We start from the raw sequence: 17,631 nt of genomic DNA, 5'->3' as shown, positions 1-17,631 counted from the left end.
ACCAGAAGACTTTCGCCAGGCCGTCCGCAACACGGCGGACGGAACCGGCGAGACAGGACAACAGAGAGCTCCCGAGCGGCGCCCGCGCCCCGGACGGCGGCAGTCGCGCATCGCGCGAGCCGCGGACGTCACCGGCATCACCGCCGGACCAGGTGCGGCGCCCGGGAGCCTGACGGGAGAAACGCCCGCATGCTCGAGCCGATCGAACCCACTGAGGGTTCCGAACTGAACACACCCAGCGACACCCTGCCGCCGCGTCGTCGGCGCCGTGCCGCGTCCCGACCGGCGGGTCCGCCCGCCGCCACGTCCGAGACGCCGACGGAGACGGTCACGCCGGCCATACCGGCCGCCGACGCCTCCGACCTGGCCACGGGCGACCAGCCGCCCGCCGAGGCCGCCGAGCTCGCGTCGACCGACCTGTCCTCCGCGGCCTCCGAGGAGGCCGGGGACGTCGAGGAAGCCGTTGAGGCCAGCGAGGTCGCCGAGGTGGCCGAGGTCCCCGAGATCTCCGGGGCCGAGGAGACCACTGAGGTCGCCGCGGATGCCGCGCCCGCCGGGCGTGCGCGCCGCCGCGCGACCCGTCGGGCCTCCGCGCCCACCGGTTCCCCGGCGTCCGCCGATGCTGCCGAGACCGTGGTGCCGGTCGCCGCCCCGTCCGCCGCCGAGCCGGTGGACGAGAGCGCGGTCGCCCACGTCGTCGAGGAGCCCGCGCCGCCGCGCCGCCGCCGGGCCACGCGCCGTGCGTCGGCGCCCGCCGGGTCCCCCGAGCCCACCCGGGCCGCCGAGACCGTCACCGTGTCCGCGCCGGCCGAAGCCGCCGCCGTCGTCGCACAGGAGCCCGCACAGGTCGAGGAGCCCGCGTCGGTCGAGGAGGCCGCGCCCGCCGCGCGTACGCGCCGTCGGGCGACCCGTCGGGTGTCCACGCCCGCCGGGACGCCGGCCGCCGCCGAGGCCGTGCAGCCGGAGGACGCCGCAGCGGCGCCCGCCGTCGAGCCGCACGCCGAGGCCGCCGTCGAGGAGGCCGAGGAAGCCGCACCGCGCCGGGTGCGCCGCCGCGCCACGCGCCGCGTGTCCGCGCCCGCCCAGGCGTCCGCCGAGGCAGCCGTCGAGGCGCCCGCCGAGGCCACCGCGAGCACCACGGACGAGCCCGTCGAGGCCGCCACCGAGCAGGCCGACGAGAGCGCCGCCCCGCGGCGTACGCGCCGTCGCCGTGGTGCCGCCGAGCCCGTCGCCGTGGCTGCCGAGCCCGCCGAGCAGCCCGCCGCCGTGACCGCGTCCGCCGAGGCCACGACGCAGGCCGAGGCGCCCGCCGCGGCCGAGCCCGGGCCCGTCTCCGTCCCGGAGCCCGCCGAAGCCGTCGGTGAGCACAGCGGCGCCCCGCGTCGTGCCCGGCGCCGGGTCGTGCGCAAGGCCGCGACCGGGTTCGCCGCGCCCGCGCAGCCCGAGGCCGCCGAGGCCGAGGCGCTGCGACCGCCGGCGCGGCCCGCGGTCGCGGTGTTCCAGCCGCCGGTGTTCACCGAGCCGAGGTTCCAGACGCCCCAGCGGGCCGCCGCCGAAGCGGCCGCCGAAGCGGCGGAAGAGGCCCCCGAGGCCGAGGAGTTGTCCGAGGAGCCGGCCGGGGCGCGGCGTCGCCGCCGGCGCCGTGGTGCCGCTGCCGAGGAGAGCGAGCCGCAGGCCGTCGACACCGTCGTGGACGAGGAGGCCCGGGAGGCCGAGGAGCCGGACGAGGCCGCCGAGACCCTCGCCGAGGACGAGGAGGGCGAGGAGACCGGGTCGCGTCGCCGCCGTCGTCGCGGTGGCCGGCGCCGCCGCCGGGGCGAGTCCGGTGACTACGCCGAGGGCGACACCGAGGAACTCGCCGCCGAGCAGGCCGCGCAGGACGTTGAGGACACCGCGGAGCAGGTCGAGGAGGACGCCGAGGAGGACGACCGGGACGCCGAGGAGTCCGCGGGCTCGTCCACCAGCAGCCGCCGTCGCCGCCGTCGTCGTCGCCGGGCCGGGGACGCCGGCCCGGACGCCGAGCCGACCGCCGACGACCCCGAGCGCACGGTCGTCAAGGTCCGCGAGCCGCGAGCCCTGCGGGAGAAGGGTGCCGAGCCGTCCGACGAGGTGCAGTCCATCAAGGGCTCCACGCGTCTGGAGGCCAAGAAGCAGCGCCGCCGGGAAGGCCGTGAGCAGGGCCGCCGCCGGGTGCCGATCATCACGGAGGCCGAGTTCCTGGCGCGCCGCGAGGCCGTCGAGCGCGTGATGATCGTGCGCCAGCACGGCGACCGCACGCAGATCGGCGTCCTGGAGGACGGCGTGCTCGTCGAGCACTACGTCAACAAGGAGCAGTCGACCTCGTACGTCGGCAACGTCTACCTCGGCAAGGTGCAGAACGTGCTGCCGTCGATGGAGGCCGCCTTCATCGACATCGGCAAGGGCCGCAACGCCGTGCTCTACGCCGGTGAGGTCAACTTCGAGGCACTGGGCATGGCCAACGGGCCGCGCCGCATCGAATCCGCCCTGAAGTCGGGCCAGTCGGTCCTCGTGCAGGTCACCAAGGACCCGATCGGGCACAAGGGCGCCCGTCTGACCAGCCAGGTCTCCCTCCCCGGCCGCTACCTCGTGTACGTGCCCGAGGGCTCGATGACCGGGATCAGCCGCAAGCTGCCCGACACCGAGCGGGCGCGGCTGAAGACCATCCTCAAGAAGATCGTCCCCGAGGACGCGGGCGTCATCGTGCGCACCGCCGCCGAGGGCGCGAGCGAGGACGAGCTGCGCCGCGACGTCGAGCGGCTCCAGGCGCAGTGGGAGGACATCCAGAAGAAGGCCAAGAGCGGCAACGCGCCGACTCTGCTGTACGGCGAGCCGGACATGACCGTCCGGGTCGTGCGCGACATCTTCAACGAGGACTTCTCCAAGGTCATCGTGAGCGGCCCGGAGGCCTGGGAGACCATTCACGGCTACGTCGCCCACGTGGCGCCGGACCTCGCCGGGCGGCTGCAGAAGTGGACCTCCGAGGTCGACGTCTTCGCCACGTACCGGATCGACGAGCAGCTCGCCAAGGCGCTGGACCGCAAGGTCTGGCTGCCCAGCGGCGGTTCGCTGGTGATCGACCGGACCGAGGCGATGGTCGTGGTCGACGTCAACACCGGCAAGTTCACCGGCCAGGGCGGCAACCTGGAGGAGACGGTCACCAGGAACAACCTGGAGGCGGCCGAGGAGATCGTGCGCCAGCTCAGGCTGCGCGACCTCGGCGGCATCATCGTGATCGACTTCATCGACATGGTGCTGGAGTCCAACCGGGACCTGGTGCTGCGGCGCCTGCTGGAGTGCCTGGGCCGGGACCGCACCAAGCACCAGGTCGCCGAGGTGACCTCGCTGGGCCTGGTCCAGATGACCCGCAAGCGGGTCGGGCAGGGCCTGCTGGAGTCGTTCTCCGAGACCTGCGTCCACTGCAACGGGCGCGGCGTGATCGTGCACCTGGACCAGGCGGCCACCACCGGTGGCGGCGGCAAGCGCAAGAAGCGCGCGCGGGTCGGTGCCGAGCAGCCGGAGCACACGCACGAGGCCGTGGCCGGCGGAATCGTCGAGGTCGGCGAGACCGCCGAGGAGGAGGCGGAGAGCGAGTCCGAGGTCGCGGCCGAGGTCGCCGAGCCGGTGGCGCTGCCCGCACCGGAGTTCCAGCCGGACGAGGAGCTGTACAGCAGCATCGCCGAGGCCGAGGCCGCGGCGTCACGCGGCCGGTCCAGGCGCCGGGCGAGCCGTCGGGTGTCCGCTCCGGCGGGCGCCCCCGCGCCCAAGGCCGAGTCCGACGGGGCCGGCGTCACGGCGCCCACGGCTCAGGACGTGACGGCCGAGGAGGAGGCCGCGCGTCCGGTGCGGCCGGAGCCCGCCGCCGCGGCGCACGCCGAGCCCGTGGCCGTCGAGGACCCGGTGATCGAGGCCCCGGCAACCGCGGAGCCCGTCGAGGACGCAGCGCCCAAGGGCCGTACGCGCCGTCGTGCCACCCGCAAGGTGAGCGCCCCGGCGGGTTCCCCGGCCTCGGCGTCGGCGGAGGCGGCGGTCATGACGGTCGCCGAGACCGCGCCGGCCGCGGCGGAGACGCCGGAGGTCGCCGAGACGCCGTCCGCGGCGCAGCCGGTGCAGGCCGAGGCGCCCGCCGAGGCCGCCGCTCCGGCCCGTCCGCGCCGCCGTGCGGTCCGCAAGGCCACCGCGCCGACCGCGTCGGAGGAGGCGGCCGTGGTGGTCGTCCCGTCGGCGGAGGCGCCGGCGCAGACCGAGGCTCCGGTCGCCGAGCAGGCCGCCCACGAGGCCGAGCAGGCTCTCGTGGAGGCCAGGGAGGCCGCCGCCGAGGCGGTGTCCGGCGAGGCTGCCGAGGGCGAGGCCGAGGGCGACGAGTCCGCTCCGGCGAGGAAGACGGCCCGCAAGACGGCCAAGAAGGCCACGGCGAAGAAGGCCGCCACCAAGAAGACCGCGGCCAAGAAGACGGCCGCGAAGAAGGCGACGGCCAAGAAGGCGGCGAAGTCCACCGCCGCCAAGACGACCGCCGCCAAGGCCGCCAAGGCGACGTCGAAGAAGACCGCGGCGGCCGAGCAGTCCCAGCCGACCGTCTCGGTCTCGACCGACGAAGGCTGACGCCGCGTGCGGGGTGTGCGGCCGGGTGACCGGCCGCACACCTCCGCCACGGGGCCCGGTTTGACCCTCTCGGCCACCGCCCCGTAACCTAGACCGTCGGCGTGTCCATCGAACACGCCACATCCCCGTAAACCTCTTCCTCCCGGGCATTCGGTTGGCCGGGAGAGGCCGCCGGTGTGTACGTCGGTGGCTGGCCTGCGGGGGTGCCGTTCTCCGAGCGAAAGAGAGATCCGCGTGTACGCCATCGTGCGCAGCGGTGGTCGTCAGCACAAGGTTGCTGTCGGCGACATCGTTGAGGTTGACAAGATTTCCACTGCCAAGGTTGGCGACACGGTCGAGCTCTCGACCCTGCTCGTTGTCGACGGCGACGCTGTGACCAGCGACCCGTGGGTGCTGGCCGGCATCAAGGTCCAGGCCGAGGTCGTGGACCACCACAAGGGCCAGAAGATCGACATTCTGCGCTACAAGAACAAGACCGGCTACCGCCGTCGTCAGGGCCACCGCCAGCAGTACACGGCGATCAAGGTCACTGAGATCCCCGCGGCTGCGAAGTAAGGGACTGAGGAGAGATGGCACACAAGAAGGGCGCATCGTCCACCCGGAACGGTCGTGACTCCAACGCTCAGCGCCTCGGCGTGAAGCGCTTCGGCGGTCAGGTCGTCAACGCGGGCGAGATCCTGGTCCGTCAGCGCGGCACGCACTTCCACCCGGGCGCCGGCGTCGGCCGTGGCGGCGACGACACGCTGTTCGCGCTGGAGGCCGGTGCGGTGCAGTTCGGTACCCACCGTGGCCGCAAGGTCGTGAACGTCGTTCCGGTCGCCTGACCGGAAGCTTGCGCGAGGCGGACCTCACTTCCCTTCGGGGAAGCGGGTCCGCCTTTCGCGTGTTGCTCAAGAGACATCCCCGTACTCCCCCAGCCTTCGGCCGGGGGGACCCCCAGGAGGCACCACACCATGACCACCTTCGTGGACCGCGTCGAACTGCATGTCGCCGCGGGTAACGGAGGCCACGGCTGTGCCTCCGTCCACCGTGAGAAGTTCAAGCCGCTCGGTGGGCCCGACGGCGGCAACGGCGGCCGTGGCGGCGACATCGTCCTGACCGTCGACCAGTCGGTCACCACGCTGCTCGACTACCACCACTCGCCGCACCGCAAGGCCACCAACGGCAAGCCCGGCGAGGGCGGCAACCGCTCCGGAAAGGACGGCCAGGACCTGGTCCTGCCCGTGCCGGACGGCACCGTGGTGCTGGACAAGGCGGGCAACGTCCTCGCCGACCTGGTCGGGCACGGCACCTCGTACGTCGCCGCGCAGGGCGGCCGGGGCGGGCTCGGCAACGCCGCGCTGGCCTCCGCCCGGCGCAAGGCGCCCGGTTTCGCGCTGCTCGGTGAGCCGGGCGACGTGCAGGACGTCGTGCTGGAGCTCAAGACCGTCGCCGACGTGGCGCTGGTGGGGTACCCGAGCGCCGGCAAGTCGTCGCTGATCTCCGTGCTCAGCGCCGCCAAGCCGAAGATCGCCGACTACCCCTTCACCACGCTCGTGCCGAACCTCGGCGTCGTCACCGCCGGTTCGACCGTGTACACCATCGCGGACGTGCCCGGGCTGATCCCGGGCGCCAGCCAGGGCAGGGGACTGGGCCTGGAGTTCCTGCGGCACGTGGAGCGGTGCAGCGTGCTGGTGCACGTGCTGGACACCGCGACGCTGGAGTCCGACCGCGACCCCGTCTCCGACCTCGACGTCATCGAGGCCGAGCTGCGGGAGTACGGCGGGCTGGACAACCGGCCGCGGATCGTCGTGCTGAACAAGATCGACGTACCGGACGGCAAGGACCTCGCCGAGATGGTGCGGCCGGACCTGCAGGCGCGCGGCTACCGCGTGTTCGAGGTGTCGGCGGTGGCGCGCACGGGGCTGAAAGAGCTGTCGTTCGCGCTGGCCGAGCTGGTCGCGCAGGCGCGGGCCGCCCGGCCGAAGGAGGAGTCGACGCGGATCGTCATCCGGCCCCAGGCCGTGGACGACGCCGGCTTCACCGTCGTGCGCGAGGACGACGGGCTGTTCCGGGTGCGCGGCGAGAAGCCGGAGCGCTGGGTGCGGCAGACGGACTTCAACAACGACGAGGCGGTCGGCTATCTCGCCGACCGGCTCAACCGGCTCGGCGTGGAGGAGGAGCTGGTCAAGGCCGGCGCCCGGGCCGGGGACGGCGTGGCCATCGGCCCCGAGGAGAACGCCGTGGTGTTCGACTGGGAGCCGACCGTCATGGCCGGTGCGGAGATGCTGGGCCGCCGTGGCGAGGACCACCGCCTCGAGGGGCAGCGCCCCGCGGTGCAGCGCCGCCGCGACCGGCAGGCCGAACGGGACGAGCTGCAGCGGGAGTTCGACGACTTCGAGCCGTTCTAGTAGGTGCCGGTCCGGACGCCTGGTCCGGGCTGCTGATCGTCTGTCAGACCCGTCGCGGTCAGGGAGTGTTCACCCTGCCGTGACGGGTCTTTCCTTGTCTCGCACAGGACGTCGCCGACCCGGCGTCCGACGTCGTCGGCGCACCGGACGGCCCGGAGTGCGGGTGGTCTGACGCCCTTCGGCTCCTCACGGGCCCCTGTGGCTCCGCTCGGGCCCCTGTGGCTCACCGTGGACCCCAGGAGCTCACCGGAGTCCCAGGACTCTCTCAGGTCCGTCTCAGGCAACGCGTTTACCGTCAGTTCACCATGGAGACGGATTGCCAGAGACTCGCCCCGCTCGCCGCCGCCCTGCCTGCGGGCACCCGCCTGCTGCACAGAGGCCCCGCGCACACCCGGCACCACGGGCTCTTCAGGGCGCCCTGTTCACCGCCGAGGACCGGCTGCCCGAGTGCGGCGTCGCCTTCCCCGCGCACACCCGGCACCCCATGGAGGCCGCCCTCGCCGCCTGCGCCCGGCGCGCCGTGATCGGCGACACCGCGCCCGCCGGCCGGCACTGGACGCGCCTGCTCGACCGGGTCGCCGCCACCGGCACCCGCACCGGACCGTGTGGACGTGCTGATCACGCCGCGCCCTCTGAATCATGCCGTCGCAGTGGCAGCAGTACGTGCAGAACGGGCTGCGCATGGGGTACGGGGACTGGCTGGAGCACATGCCGCGCAAGCCGCCGTACGAGAAGCCCAACCCCACTTTCTGGCCCCGGCACCGCACGACCGGCTGGTGGAGCGGTGGGCGAGGATCGTGGGCCCGGAGCGGATCACGGTTGTGATCGTGAACGACCGGGACCGGGACGGTCTTATGCGTACGTTCGAAACGCTTCTCGGCCTTCCGGAGATGTTGTCGCAGTCCGTGCCGGACACGGCGAATCGGTCCCTCACGCTCGCCGAGACCGAAATGCTGCGGAACCTCAACAAGGAATTCCGCGGCAACGGACTGCCCGACGAGCTGTATTCCCGGCTCGTTCGCAACGGTGCCGTGATGCTTATGAAGAACGCGTGCACTCCTTCTTCGCGGGACGTGAAGATCTGCACTCCGCAGTGGGTGTTGGGGGCCGCCGCCGCGATCGGCGTGGAGATGGCGGAGCGGACCGGGGTGATGGGCGTGCGGGTGCTCGGCGATCCGGCAGCACTGTCCGTCGTCCCGGAATCCGCCCCGAAACCCGCTGGTCAAGCGGGACTTGCATCCGAGGTGGCCGCGCAGGCGCGCTACGAGGTGCTCGCGTCGGCCGCCGCGGCGCCCGTTCGTCACGCGGCGCCCGTCAAGTCCCGCACCGTTCACCGGACGTCGTCCGAAGAACTGGTGAAGGTTCTCGGACAACGCTGCCTGAATCGACTGCGGCCAAACCGATTCGCCAGGGCGTCACTTCACCGTCATGTCGGCGTAACGCGGCCGACGCGCCCGGCTGTGGAGTTACTCACGGCAATTGCGAGGGTGCTCACGAAAGCCCTCGAGGGGCCACTCACGGGCGCGAGGTGAATGGCAGGTAGCGTGCACGTATTCAGCGGCAGTCACTCGCCTTGCGTCGCGGTAACCACAAGTGCGAGCATTTGCAAGTTCCCAGTCGCCACAAGGTAGGTCACCTGTGTCACAGCACATAGCCAAGCCCCGTACCACCGCAGTGATCCTGGCCGGGGGAACCGGTCGGCGTGTGGGTCTGTCGATCCCGAAGCAGCTGCTGAAGATCGCCGGCAAGGCCGTCATCGAGCACACCCTGACCACCTTCGAGAAGGCCGACTCGATCGACGACGTCGTCGTGCTGATGACGCCGGGTTACGTGCCCGACGTGGAGAAGATCGTCGCCGGGGCCGGGCTGAAGAAGGTCACCCGGATCATCGAGGGCGGATGCACGCGGAACGAGACGACCGAGCGCGCCATCGCGGCGCTGGGCGAGGGCCTGGCCGAGGACGAGGACCTCAACGTCCTTTTCCACGACGCCGTACGGCCGCTGCTGTCGCAGCGCGTCATCGACGACTGCGTCGCCGCGCTGGAGCGCTACCAGGCCGTCGACGTCGCCATCCCGTCCGCGGACACCGTCATCGTCACGCGCACCCACGGCGAGGAGGGCGAGTTCATCACCGAGATCCCGGACCGCTCCCGGCTGCGCCGCGGCCAGACCCCGCAGGCCTTCAGGCTCTCCACGATCAAGCGGGCCTACGAGGTCGCGGCCGGCGACCCCAACTTCCAGGCCACGGACGACTGCTCGGTCGTCCTGCGCTATCTGCCGGACGTGCCGATCCATGTCGTCGCGGGCGACGAGTACAACATGAAGGTCACCCAGCCCGTCGACGTCTTCATCGCCGACAAGCTGTTCCAGCTCGGCTCCACGGCCGCGCCGGAGCAGAACGGCGAGGACGCCTACCGCGAGCTGCTGACCGGGAAGACCGTGGTCGTCTTCGGCGGTTCCTACGGCATCGGCAAGGACATCGCCGAACTCGCCGAGTCCTACGGCGCCACCGTTCACGCCCTCGGCCGCTCCACCACCGGCACGCACGTGGAGAACCCGGAGGAGGTCGACGACGCGCTGTCGAGGGCGTACGCCGAGACGGGGCGCATCGACTACGTCGTCAACACCGCGGGTGTGCTGCGCATCGGCAGGTTGGCCGAGACCGACAACGCCGCCATCGAGGAGGCACTGAACGTCAACTACCTCGCCCCGGTGCAGATCGCGCGCTCGGCGTACAAGTATCTCGCCGAGACCAGGGGGCAGTTGCTGCTCTACACCTCCAGCAGCTACACCCGCGGCCGCGCCGAGTACTCCCTCTACTCCTCCACCAAGGCCGCCATGGTGAACCTGACCCAGGCCCTGTCCGACGAGTGGGCCGCCGACGGCATCCGCGTCAACTGCATCAACCCGGAGCGCACCGCGACGCCCATGCGCACCAGGGCATTCGGCGAGGAGCCGACGGGCTCGCTGCTCTCCCCGGAGGCCGTGGCGCGTACCTCGCTCGACGTGCTGCTGTCCGAGCTGACCGGCCATGTCATCGACGTCCGCCGGCAGGACCCGACGGCGGGCGCCACCAAGGCCTCCGGTTTCGAGCAGGCGCTCGCCACCGTCCTCGACCGTCAGGACGACGCGGCGTGACCACCGGCTTGTAGCCCTACGGAACCCAGGCCTCCGCGATCGCCGTTCACGCCTCACCGGGAACGCGCGGAGGTCTGGGCCGTCGCCCCAGACCGGCCCCCTCCCCACAGAGCAGGTTCTTCGTGATATCCACCGCTGTACGCGTCGCCCGGGTGGGCTCCACGGCCGAGCTGGCGGCCGCGGTCCTGATGATGCTGGGCTTCCCCTGCCTGATGGTGGCCGCGCTCGTCCCGAGCGTTCCCGCCTTCGTGGCCGCGGCCGCCGTGACGTACCTGGCGGACCACTATCTGCACCGCAGGAACAGCTATCTGATCAACCGGCTCAGCAAGGTCCGGGCCGGCCTGTCGATCCGCTTCCTGATCCGGCAGCTGCTGCTGGTCCTGCTGCTGGCCAGGCTGTCCCTCTCGGACGACCTGATCTTCTACGGCGCGGTCGGCTGCTTCATCGCCTTCTACGGCCTCCAGGCCCCGCACGGGGCCCTGGTCACCGTGATCCGCAACCGCCGCCGGCTGCCCGTCGCCACCCGCAACGTCGACCTCGCCTCCCGCATCCGCATCCCGGACGCCCCGCCGCGCCGGCTGCTGCACCGCTCGGCGGAGAAGATCCTGCACCTCGACCTCGCCGCGGTCGTCGGCGTGCTGGTCTCCGCGGCGACCGGCTCGGCCGTGGCCGGTTTCGCCGGCATCGCCGGCACGCTGGTGCTGGGCTGCGCCTACGTCCTCGCGCTGCTGCCGTACGTGCGCGGACGGCGGGTGCCGTCGCCGCCCGAGGCGGTCCTTGCGGCGGTGGACGACTGGCTGCGCGCGTACCGGCCCGAAACGGTGCTGTACTTCTCCGGCTCCAAGGACTCGGCGTACCAGGTCAACATGTGGCTGGAGACCATGGAGCAGCTGGACTCCAAGCCGCTGATCATCCTGCGTGAGCGGGTCATCCTGCAGAACCTGGCGCCCACCACGGTCCCCGTGATCTGCGTGCCCGGCGGGGTGCACCTGATGAACATGGACCTGTCCACCGTGCGGGTCGCCCTGTACGCCGCGAACGTCGGCAAGAACATCCACATGCTGCGCGTCCCGACCATGAAGCACGTCTTCATCGGCCACGGCGACAGCGACAAGTCGGCCAGCGTCAACCCGTTCAGCAAGGTCTACGACGAGGTGTGGACCGCGGGCCGCGCCGGCCGGGACCGCTACGCCGTCGCCGACGTCGGCGTCCGCGACGAGGACATCGTGGAGGTCGGCCGGCCGCAACTGGCGCCGATCCGGACCCGGCGGGGCGTCCCGGAGGGCCGGACGGCCACCGTGCTGTACGCCCCGACCTGGGAGGGTTGGGACGACAACCCGGGCAACACCTCCATCCTGCTCGCCGGCGAGAACATCGTGCGGCGGCTCGTCACGGCCGACCCGCCGGTGCGCGTCCTGTACAAGCCGCACCCCTTCACCGGCACCCGCAGCGCCGAGGCCAGGGCCGCCCACCGGCGCATCACGGCCCTGGTCGAGCAGGCCGCCGCCGAACGCGCCGCCGACCCGCGCTTCACCGCCGGCGCCGCCGAGCCGAACGCCGCCGCGGCCGACCTGGCCCGGATCGAGGCCAGGCTCGCCGAGCTGGCCGGTCCCGTCGGCGGGGAGCGGGGCGACGAGGCCGAGGCGACCCGGGACGGCATGGTCGACCTCGCCCGGCACGCGGAGATCGCCGGGCTGCGCGCCGAGTGGAACGACGTGTACTGGCGTTCCGTCCCGGACTGGGAGCACCGCGTCGTCACGGGTGCCGAGCCGCGCCTGTACGACTGCTTCAACGTCTCCGACGCGATGGTCTCCGACATCTCCAGCGTGGTCTCCGACTTCATCGCGAGCGGCAAGCCGTACGCGGTGACGGATTCCGCCGAGCTGGGCGCCGAGGAGTTCAGGCGGCAGAACACCGCCGTGCGCGCCGCGGTGATCCTCAGCAACGGCGCCACCGAGCTGGGCGAGCTGCTGGCTGCGGTCCGCGACCCGGCCGCCGACCCGCCGGCGCGGGACCGCGAGGAACTGAAGCGGTATCTGCTCGGCCCGGACGAGCCGGCGTCGATCGACCGGTTCAACACAGCGGTCGCGGACCTGACGCTGAAGGCCCGGACCCGCAACCTCGCCCAGGAGTCGCACGTCGCGGCCGGGGCCGTGGAAGAGGTCGAACCGGAGGACGCGGGGCAGCCCGCGGCCTGAGACAGGCGTCGGCGGACGCGGGCGGCGGCCTGGACGCGCGCGTACGGCACTCGAGCGCCGTACGCGCGCGTACACACGTGTGCGGCGGCCGGCAACGTCGTACGCGCGCCGTGACCGGGTCGTCACCCCCTGCCTGTCCGGACGCCGGACCGATGCGCGGAGGGCGACCCGCTTCGCGTAGATTGCGGTTTCGGGGCAGCCGTACCTACGCGAGGGGACAGACAGCAAGGTGGCAGGGGCAAGGCAGGCCGTGCACGAGGCTCGCAGGATCGTCGTCAAGGTGGGCTCCTCGTCGCTGACCACCGCCTCCGGAGGGCTGGACGCCGACCGGGTCGACGCGCTCGTCGACGTCCTCGCCAAGGTCCGCAGCGGCGGTGAGAGGGAGATCGTGCTGGTCTCCTCGGGCGCCATCGCCGCCGGACTCGCCCCGCTGGGCCTGCGCCGCCGGCCCAAGGACCTCGCCCGCCAGCAGGCCGCCGCCAGCGTCGGCCAGGGCCTGCTGGTCGCCCGCTACACCGCCTCCTTCGCGCGCTACGGCGCCCGCGTCGGCCAGGTGCTGCTCACCTCCGACGACATGAGCCGCCGCGCCCACCACCGCAACGCCTCGCGCACCCTCGACAAGCTGCTCGCGATGGGCGCCTTCCCGATCGTCAACGAGAACGACACCGTCGCCACCGACGAGATCCGCTTCGGCGACAACGACCGGCTCGCCGCGCTCGTCGCCCATCTCGTCCGCGCCGACCTGCTGGTCCTGCTCTCCGACGTGGACGGCGTGTACGACGGCGACCCCAGCAAGCCCGGCACCTCGCGGATCGCGCAGGTGCGGGGCCCCGCCGACCTCTCCGGCGTGGAGATCGGCAGCGCCGGCAAGGCCGGCGTCGGCACCGGCGGCATGGTCACCAAGGTCGAGGCCGCCCGGATCGCCGCCGCCGCCGGCATCCCCGTCGTCCTCACCAGCGCCACCCACGCCGCCGACGCGCTGACCGGCCAGGACACCGGCACGTACTTCCACCCCACCGGCAAGCGCTCCGCCGACCGGCTGCTGTGGCTCCAGCACGCCTCCGCTCCGCAGGGCGCGTTGACGCTGGACGACGGCGCCGTGCGCGCCGTCGTGGACCGGCGCACGTCCCTGCTGCCGGCCGGGATCGCCGCCGTCGAGGGCGAGTTCAGCGCGGGCGACCCGGTCGAACTGCGCGACGGCAGCGGGCACGCCGTCGCGCGCGGGCTGGTCAACTTCGACGCCAAGGAGATCCCGCGGCTGATCGGCCGCTCCACACGGGAGCTGGCACGCGAACTCGGCCCGGCGTACGAGCGCGAAGTCGTCCACCGGGACGATCTGGTGATCCTGCACGACTGAGCCAACCGCGCGGCCGAGACCACGTCGTCGAGCACCCCGCCGCCGAGACCACGTCGTCGAGCACCCCGGCGCACCCCGCGCCACCGTGACAACGTTGCGGGCGGACGAAAACGGGGGGAACGCCCCGCAAAAGCCACCGCCCTGAGGTGGACGTTCCGCAAAACCGCCCCGCGATCACCCGGTGGCCTGCTCAACTTTGTCCCAAGGGCACGTACTGGCACTGCATTGAAGGAGGCCGCCGTGAGACGAGTGCGCCCTGGGGCAGCGTCCCGCGCGGCAGGTACGGAGCGCACCCTCACCAGCGTCGCCGCCGGCGACCGCTACCCGGCCGAGGAGCCCGCGGACCTGCCCCGGCTGTGGCACATCACCCTCAGCGTCTCCGGCGAGGCGGCCCCGCTGAAGGAGGTCCGGCGCGCCCTGGAACAACTCGCCAACGACCACCCTTTCCTGCTGACCAGCAGGTATGCCGACGACCACGCGGAGATCCGGTACTGGGAGGAGGCCCGCGACCTGCACGACGCGGCGGCCGTCGCGCTGCGGCTGTGGGGCGAGCACCGGCAGACCGCCGGGCTGCCGCCCTGGGAGATCGTCGGCCTGGAGGTCATCGACCGGGCCACCTACCACCAGCGCGTCTCCGAGGGCTACGGCCCGCCACCCGCGTCACCGGTGGGCGTACACCCCTTTTGAGAGCCTTGCGGGGTGTCTCGCGGTTTGGGATGACCGGTGGACCGGACCGGGCGGCGCACTACCCTTCCCCCATGACCACGCTCTCGCCGTACGACTCCATGACCCCGGTCACCCAGGCCGCCTACCGTGCCAAGGCCGCCGCCGCCGACCTCGCGCCGCTGCCGCGGGCCGTGAAGGACGACGCGCTGCTCGCCATCGCGGACGCGCTGGAGGTCCGCACGAGCGAGATCGTGGAGGCCAACGCCAAGGACGTGGCCAAGGCCCGCGAGGCCGGCACCAGCGAGGCCATCGTCGACCGGCTGACCCTCACCCCGGAGCGGGTCCGGGCCATCGCCTCCGACGTGCGCGACGTGGTCGCGCTGCCCGACCCGGTCGGCGAGGTGGTGCGCGGCTCCACCCTGCCCAACGGCATCGACCTGCGCCAGGTCCGTGTCCCGCTGGGTGTCGTCGGGATCATCTACGAGGCCCGCCCGAACGTCACCGTCGACGCCGCCGCGCTCTGCCTGAAGTCCGGCAACGCCGTGCTGCTGCGCGGCTCGGCCTCCGCGTACGAGTCGAACACCGCCCTCGTCCGGGTGATCCGCGACGCCGTCGGCGGCGCCGGGCTGCCCGCCGACGCCGTGCAGCTGGTCCCCGGCGAGAGCCGGGAGAGCGTGCGCGAGCTGATGCGCGCCCGGGGCCTGGTCGACGTACTGATCCCGCGCGGCGGGGCCTCGCTGATCCGGACGGTCGTCCAGGAGTCCACGGTCCCGGTGATCGAGACCGGCACCGGCAACTGCCACGTCTACGTCGACGCCCACGCCGACCTCGACACGGCGATCGAGATCCTGATCAACAGCAAGGCCCAGCGGGTCAGCGTCTGCAACGCCGCCGAGACGCTGCTGGTGCACCAGGACATCGCCGACCGCTTCCTGCCGCGCGCCCTCGACGCCCTCGCGGAGGCCGGGGTGACCGTGCACGCCGACGAGCGGGTGATGGCGTACGCCGGGGACACCAAGGCGACCGTCGTCGAGGCCACGGCGGAGGACTGGGAGACGGAGTACCTGTCCCACGACATCGCCGCCGCCGTGGTGGACTCGCTGGACAAGGCCGTCGAGCACATCCGGCTGTGGACCTCCGGCCACACCGAGGCCATCGTGACGACCTCCCAGCAGGCCGCCCGCCGTTTCACCCAGCTGGTCGACTCCACGACCGTCGCGGTGAACGCCTCCACCCGGTTCACGGACGGCGGCCAGTTCGGCTTCGGCGCCGAGATCGGCATCTCCACCCAGAAGCTGCACGCCCGCGGGCCGATGGGGCTGCCCGAGCTGACCAGCACGAAGTACATCGTGACCGGGGACGGGCACGTACGGCGCTGAGGCGCACGCCCCCGGCGCGCGCGGCCGGGGGCGTCTCAGCAGACGGATGAATTTCCATACCGTCTGCCCAAATTGACCCCCCAGGTCTACTCTGGATCCGTGCCGGAGGACGTGGGGGGTACGCCGTTCCCTGACGGCTGGGAGCCCGACGACGACCACGACCGCGGGGTGTCGGACGAAGAGTTCGCCTCCGTGGTCTTCGACGAGGCCTTCGTACGGGCGGCCGTGGTGCACGAGCCGACCGCCGTCGAACGCCTCCTGGCCGCCGCGCAGGCCAGAGCCGAGGCTTCCGAGGCGGAGGCCCGCCGGGCGCACGGCAGAGGCGACCGGTACGACGACGGGTACGGCCCCGACGACCCCGGCGGCTTCGGTCACGACCCGGACCTCGACCTGGACGACCTCGACGTCCTCGACCACCGTGACGACACCCCGGGGCCGTACGGAAAGCAGGTCCGCTGGCACCGCCCGGTGGCCTGGCTGCTCGCCCTGGTGATGGGTGTCGGCATGGTCGCGCTGGCCTTCGCCGCCGTCTACCGGGGCGCCTCGTCCCAGCGCGAGGACCCGGTCCCGCCGCCCGCCTCGACCGGCTTGGAGCACGGCACCTCGGCGGCGCCCTCCGCGTCCGCCGACTACTCCCAGCCGGCCGTCTCGGCGGTGCCGCGCACCCCCTGAACGGCCCATTCCAGCCGCCTGATGCGAAGCTCGTGAACCTGGTGAGTACCTGTCAGAACTTGTCGCCCAACGGAGCGTTTACCGGAGCTTGCGCAGACCTACTCTGAAGATATGGGCGGGCCTGGAGACCCACCTGAGGGGACCCCGGACGGCGCCCCCAACGGTGCGGAGGACGAATACCGATCCGTCGTGTTCGACGAATCGTTCGTCCGTGCTGCCCGCCTTCAGGAGTTCTCCGCGCAGGAGCGCCTGGCCGACCACGCGCCCGCCGTACGCAGCCGCCCGCCGCTGCGCCGGGGCCTGTCCAAGCAGGCGCTGTTCCTGGTCCTGCTGATCGCGATCGCCTTCGGCACCGCCATCTACATGGGCGTACGGCACCCGTACCAGACCCCGCAGGCCCGCCAGCCCGTCCCGCTGCTGCGGATGACCGTCATCCCGCTCGCCCCGCACGGCAAGGTCCCCGGCGCCACCGACCCCGAGCGGCTGTACGCCGACAGTCCCGCCACCCAGTTCCGCGTCGGCGCCGAGGGCATCGCTCTGCCGGCCGCCCGGCGCACCGCGAACTTCTCGGACGCCCAGGTCGTCACCGCCCTGACCACCGCCAAGGACTACCTGGTCCGCTCCTCGCTCTACCCCGACGTGCTCACCGGCGGGCAGACCAGGCCCGTGCGCGTGCTGCTCGACCCCGAGCAACTCGACCAGTTCGACCGGGGCTTCGCGCAGCCGACCGCCGACGGGCGGCACGCCCCCACCGGCTGGCTGGTGCGCTTCGACCCGAGCCGGGCCGAGCTGGCCGACCGCGGGATCCGGGTGCAGGGCTCGCTGGAGGTCGCCGAGTCCGACGCGTCCACCCTGGAGGTCACCACGGACCACACGTTCGTGTACGCCCTGCGACCGGCCGGGGCCGACGACCGGGCCGAGGCGTCCCTGTTCACCGTCCGGCGTGAGCTGCACTTCCGCTTCGACCGCGACGACCTGCGGCTGCACCAGGCCGAGCTGGTCGGCTCGTCCCTCCAGGCGGGGCCGCTGTCCTGTGCCGACGACGCCACCAACCACCTGCGCCCGCTGCTCGCCGGCCAGACCCCCAAGGCGGGCGGCCCCGCCGGGACCGACCCGTACGCCCCGCAGGGCACGGCGGCGCTGTGCGGGACCCTGGCGGACAGCGCTCAGCCGAAGGCGTGAACGGGGCCGGTGCTCAGGGTGTGCAGGGC

General features: G+C 72.7%; 13 protein-coding genes. All 13 read left to right on the top strand.

The window, feature by feature from the left end:
- Positions 1–189: 189 nt before the first annotated feature.
- The 13 genes from IPT68_RS12465 to IPT68_RS12410 all read left to right on the top strand — a co-directional run bounded on the left by IPT68_RS12465 (position 190) and on the right by IPT68_RS12410 (position 17,602).
- A complete protein-coding gene (locus IPT68_RS12465) occupies positions 190–4,620 on the top strand; it encodes an Rne/Rng family ribonuclease (protein WP_189698397.1) in 4,431 nt (1,476 codons plus the stop codon).
- 234 nt (positions 4,621–4,854) lie between these two features.
- On the top strand, positions 4,855–5,175 hold the full coding sequence (rplU, locus tag IPT68_RS12460) for a 50S ribosomal protein L21 (protein WP_004931419.1): 321 nt from the start codon (positions 4,855–4,857) through the stop codon (positions 5,173–5,175).
- 14 nt (positions 5,176–5,189) lie between these two features.
- Complete coding sequence (gene rpmA / locus IPT68_RS12455; RefSeq protein WP_189698396.1) at positions 5,190–5,444, top strand: 50S ribosomal protein L27; 255 nt, start codon at positions 5,190–5,192, stop codon at positions 5,442–5,444.
- A gap of 129 nt (positions 5,445–5,573) precedes the next feature.
- Positions 5,574–7,010: a GTPase ObgE gene (gene obgE, locus IPT68_RS12450; RefSeq protein WP_189698395.1), complete on the top strand. Its 1,437-nt coding sequence runs from the start codon at positions 5,574–5,576 to the stop codon at positions 7,008–7,010.
- A gap of 639 nt (positions 7,011–7,649) precedes the next feature.
- Entirely contained in the window at positions 7,650–7,835 is a 186-nt protein-coding gene (locus IPT68_RS34800; RefSeq protein ID WP_308438772.1) for a hypothetical protein, read from the top strand.
- A 2-nt stretch (positions 7,836–7,837) separates the two neighbouring features.
- Positions 7,838–8,542, top strand: coding sequence for a hypothetical protein (locus IPT68_RS34795; RefSeq protein ID WP_308438771.1), 705 nt, complete (start codon positions 7,838–7,840; stop codon positions 8,540–8,542).
- A 106-nt stretch (positions 8,543–8,648) separates the two neighbouring features.
- Positions 8,649–10,148 (top strand): bifunctional cytidylyltransferase/SDR family oxidoreductase, encoded by a 1,500-nt coding sequence (locus IPT68_RS12440; RefSeq protein WP_189698394.1) that lies wholly within the window; start codon positions 8,649–8,651, stop codon positions 10,146–10,148.
- Between the two features lie 152 nt (positions 10,149–10,300).
- Positions 10,301–12,346, top strand: a complete 2,046-nt coding sequence (locus tag IPT68_RS12435; protein ID WP_189698504.1) for a hypothetical protein — start codon at positions 10,301–10,303, stop codon at positions 12,344–12,346.
- A gap of 250 nt (positions 12,347–12,596) precedes the next feature.
- Entirely contained in the window at positions 12,597–13,703 is a 1,107-nt protein-coding gene (gene proB, locus IPT68_RS12430; protein ID WP_189698503.1) for a glutamate 5-kinase, read from the top strand.
- Positions 13,704–13,943: 240 nt separating this feature from the next.
- Positions 13,944–14,390, top strand: coding sequence for a hypothetical protein (locus IPT68_RS12425; RefSeq protein ID WP_373300583.1), 447 nt, complete (start codon positions 13,944–13,946; stop codon positions 14,388–14,390).
- Between the two features lie 71 nt (positions 14,391–14,461).
- Complete coding sequence (locus IPT68_RS12420; protein ID WP_189698393.1) at positions 14,462–15,748, top strand: glutamate-5-semialdehyde dehydrogenase; 1,287 nt, start codon at positions 14,462–14,464, stop codon at positions 15,746–15,748.
- Between the two features lie 99 nt (positions 15,749–15,847).
- The gene (locus tag IPT68_RS12415; RefSeq protein WP_444545032.1) at positions 15,848–16,420 is read left to right on the top strand and encodes an SCO2584 family spore wall biosynthesis protein; all 573 of its coding nucleotides are present in this window, start codon (positions 15,848–15,850) and stop codon (positions 16,418–16,420) included.
- 111 nt (positions 16,421–16,531) lie between these two features.
- Positions 16,532–17,602 carry an SCO2583 family membrane protein gene (locus IPT68_RS12410; protein ID WP_189698391.1) on the top strand — a complete coding sequence of 357 codons (1,071 nt, stop codon included), beginning with the start codon at positions 16,532–16,534 and terminating at the stop codon, positions 17,600–17,602.
- The last annotated feature ends 29 nt before the right edge of the window (positions 17,603–17,631 follow it).

It is taken from the genome of Streptomyces chromofuscus, assembly GCF_015160875.1.
Classification (GTDB): Bacteria; Actinomycetota; Actinomycetes; order Streptomycetales; family Streptomycetaceae; genus Streptomyces; species Streptomyces chromofuscus.
This window is presented reverse-complemented; position numbering and strand designations above follow the sequence as displayed.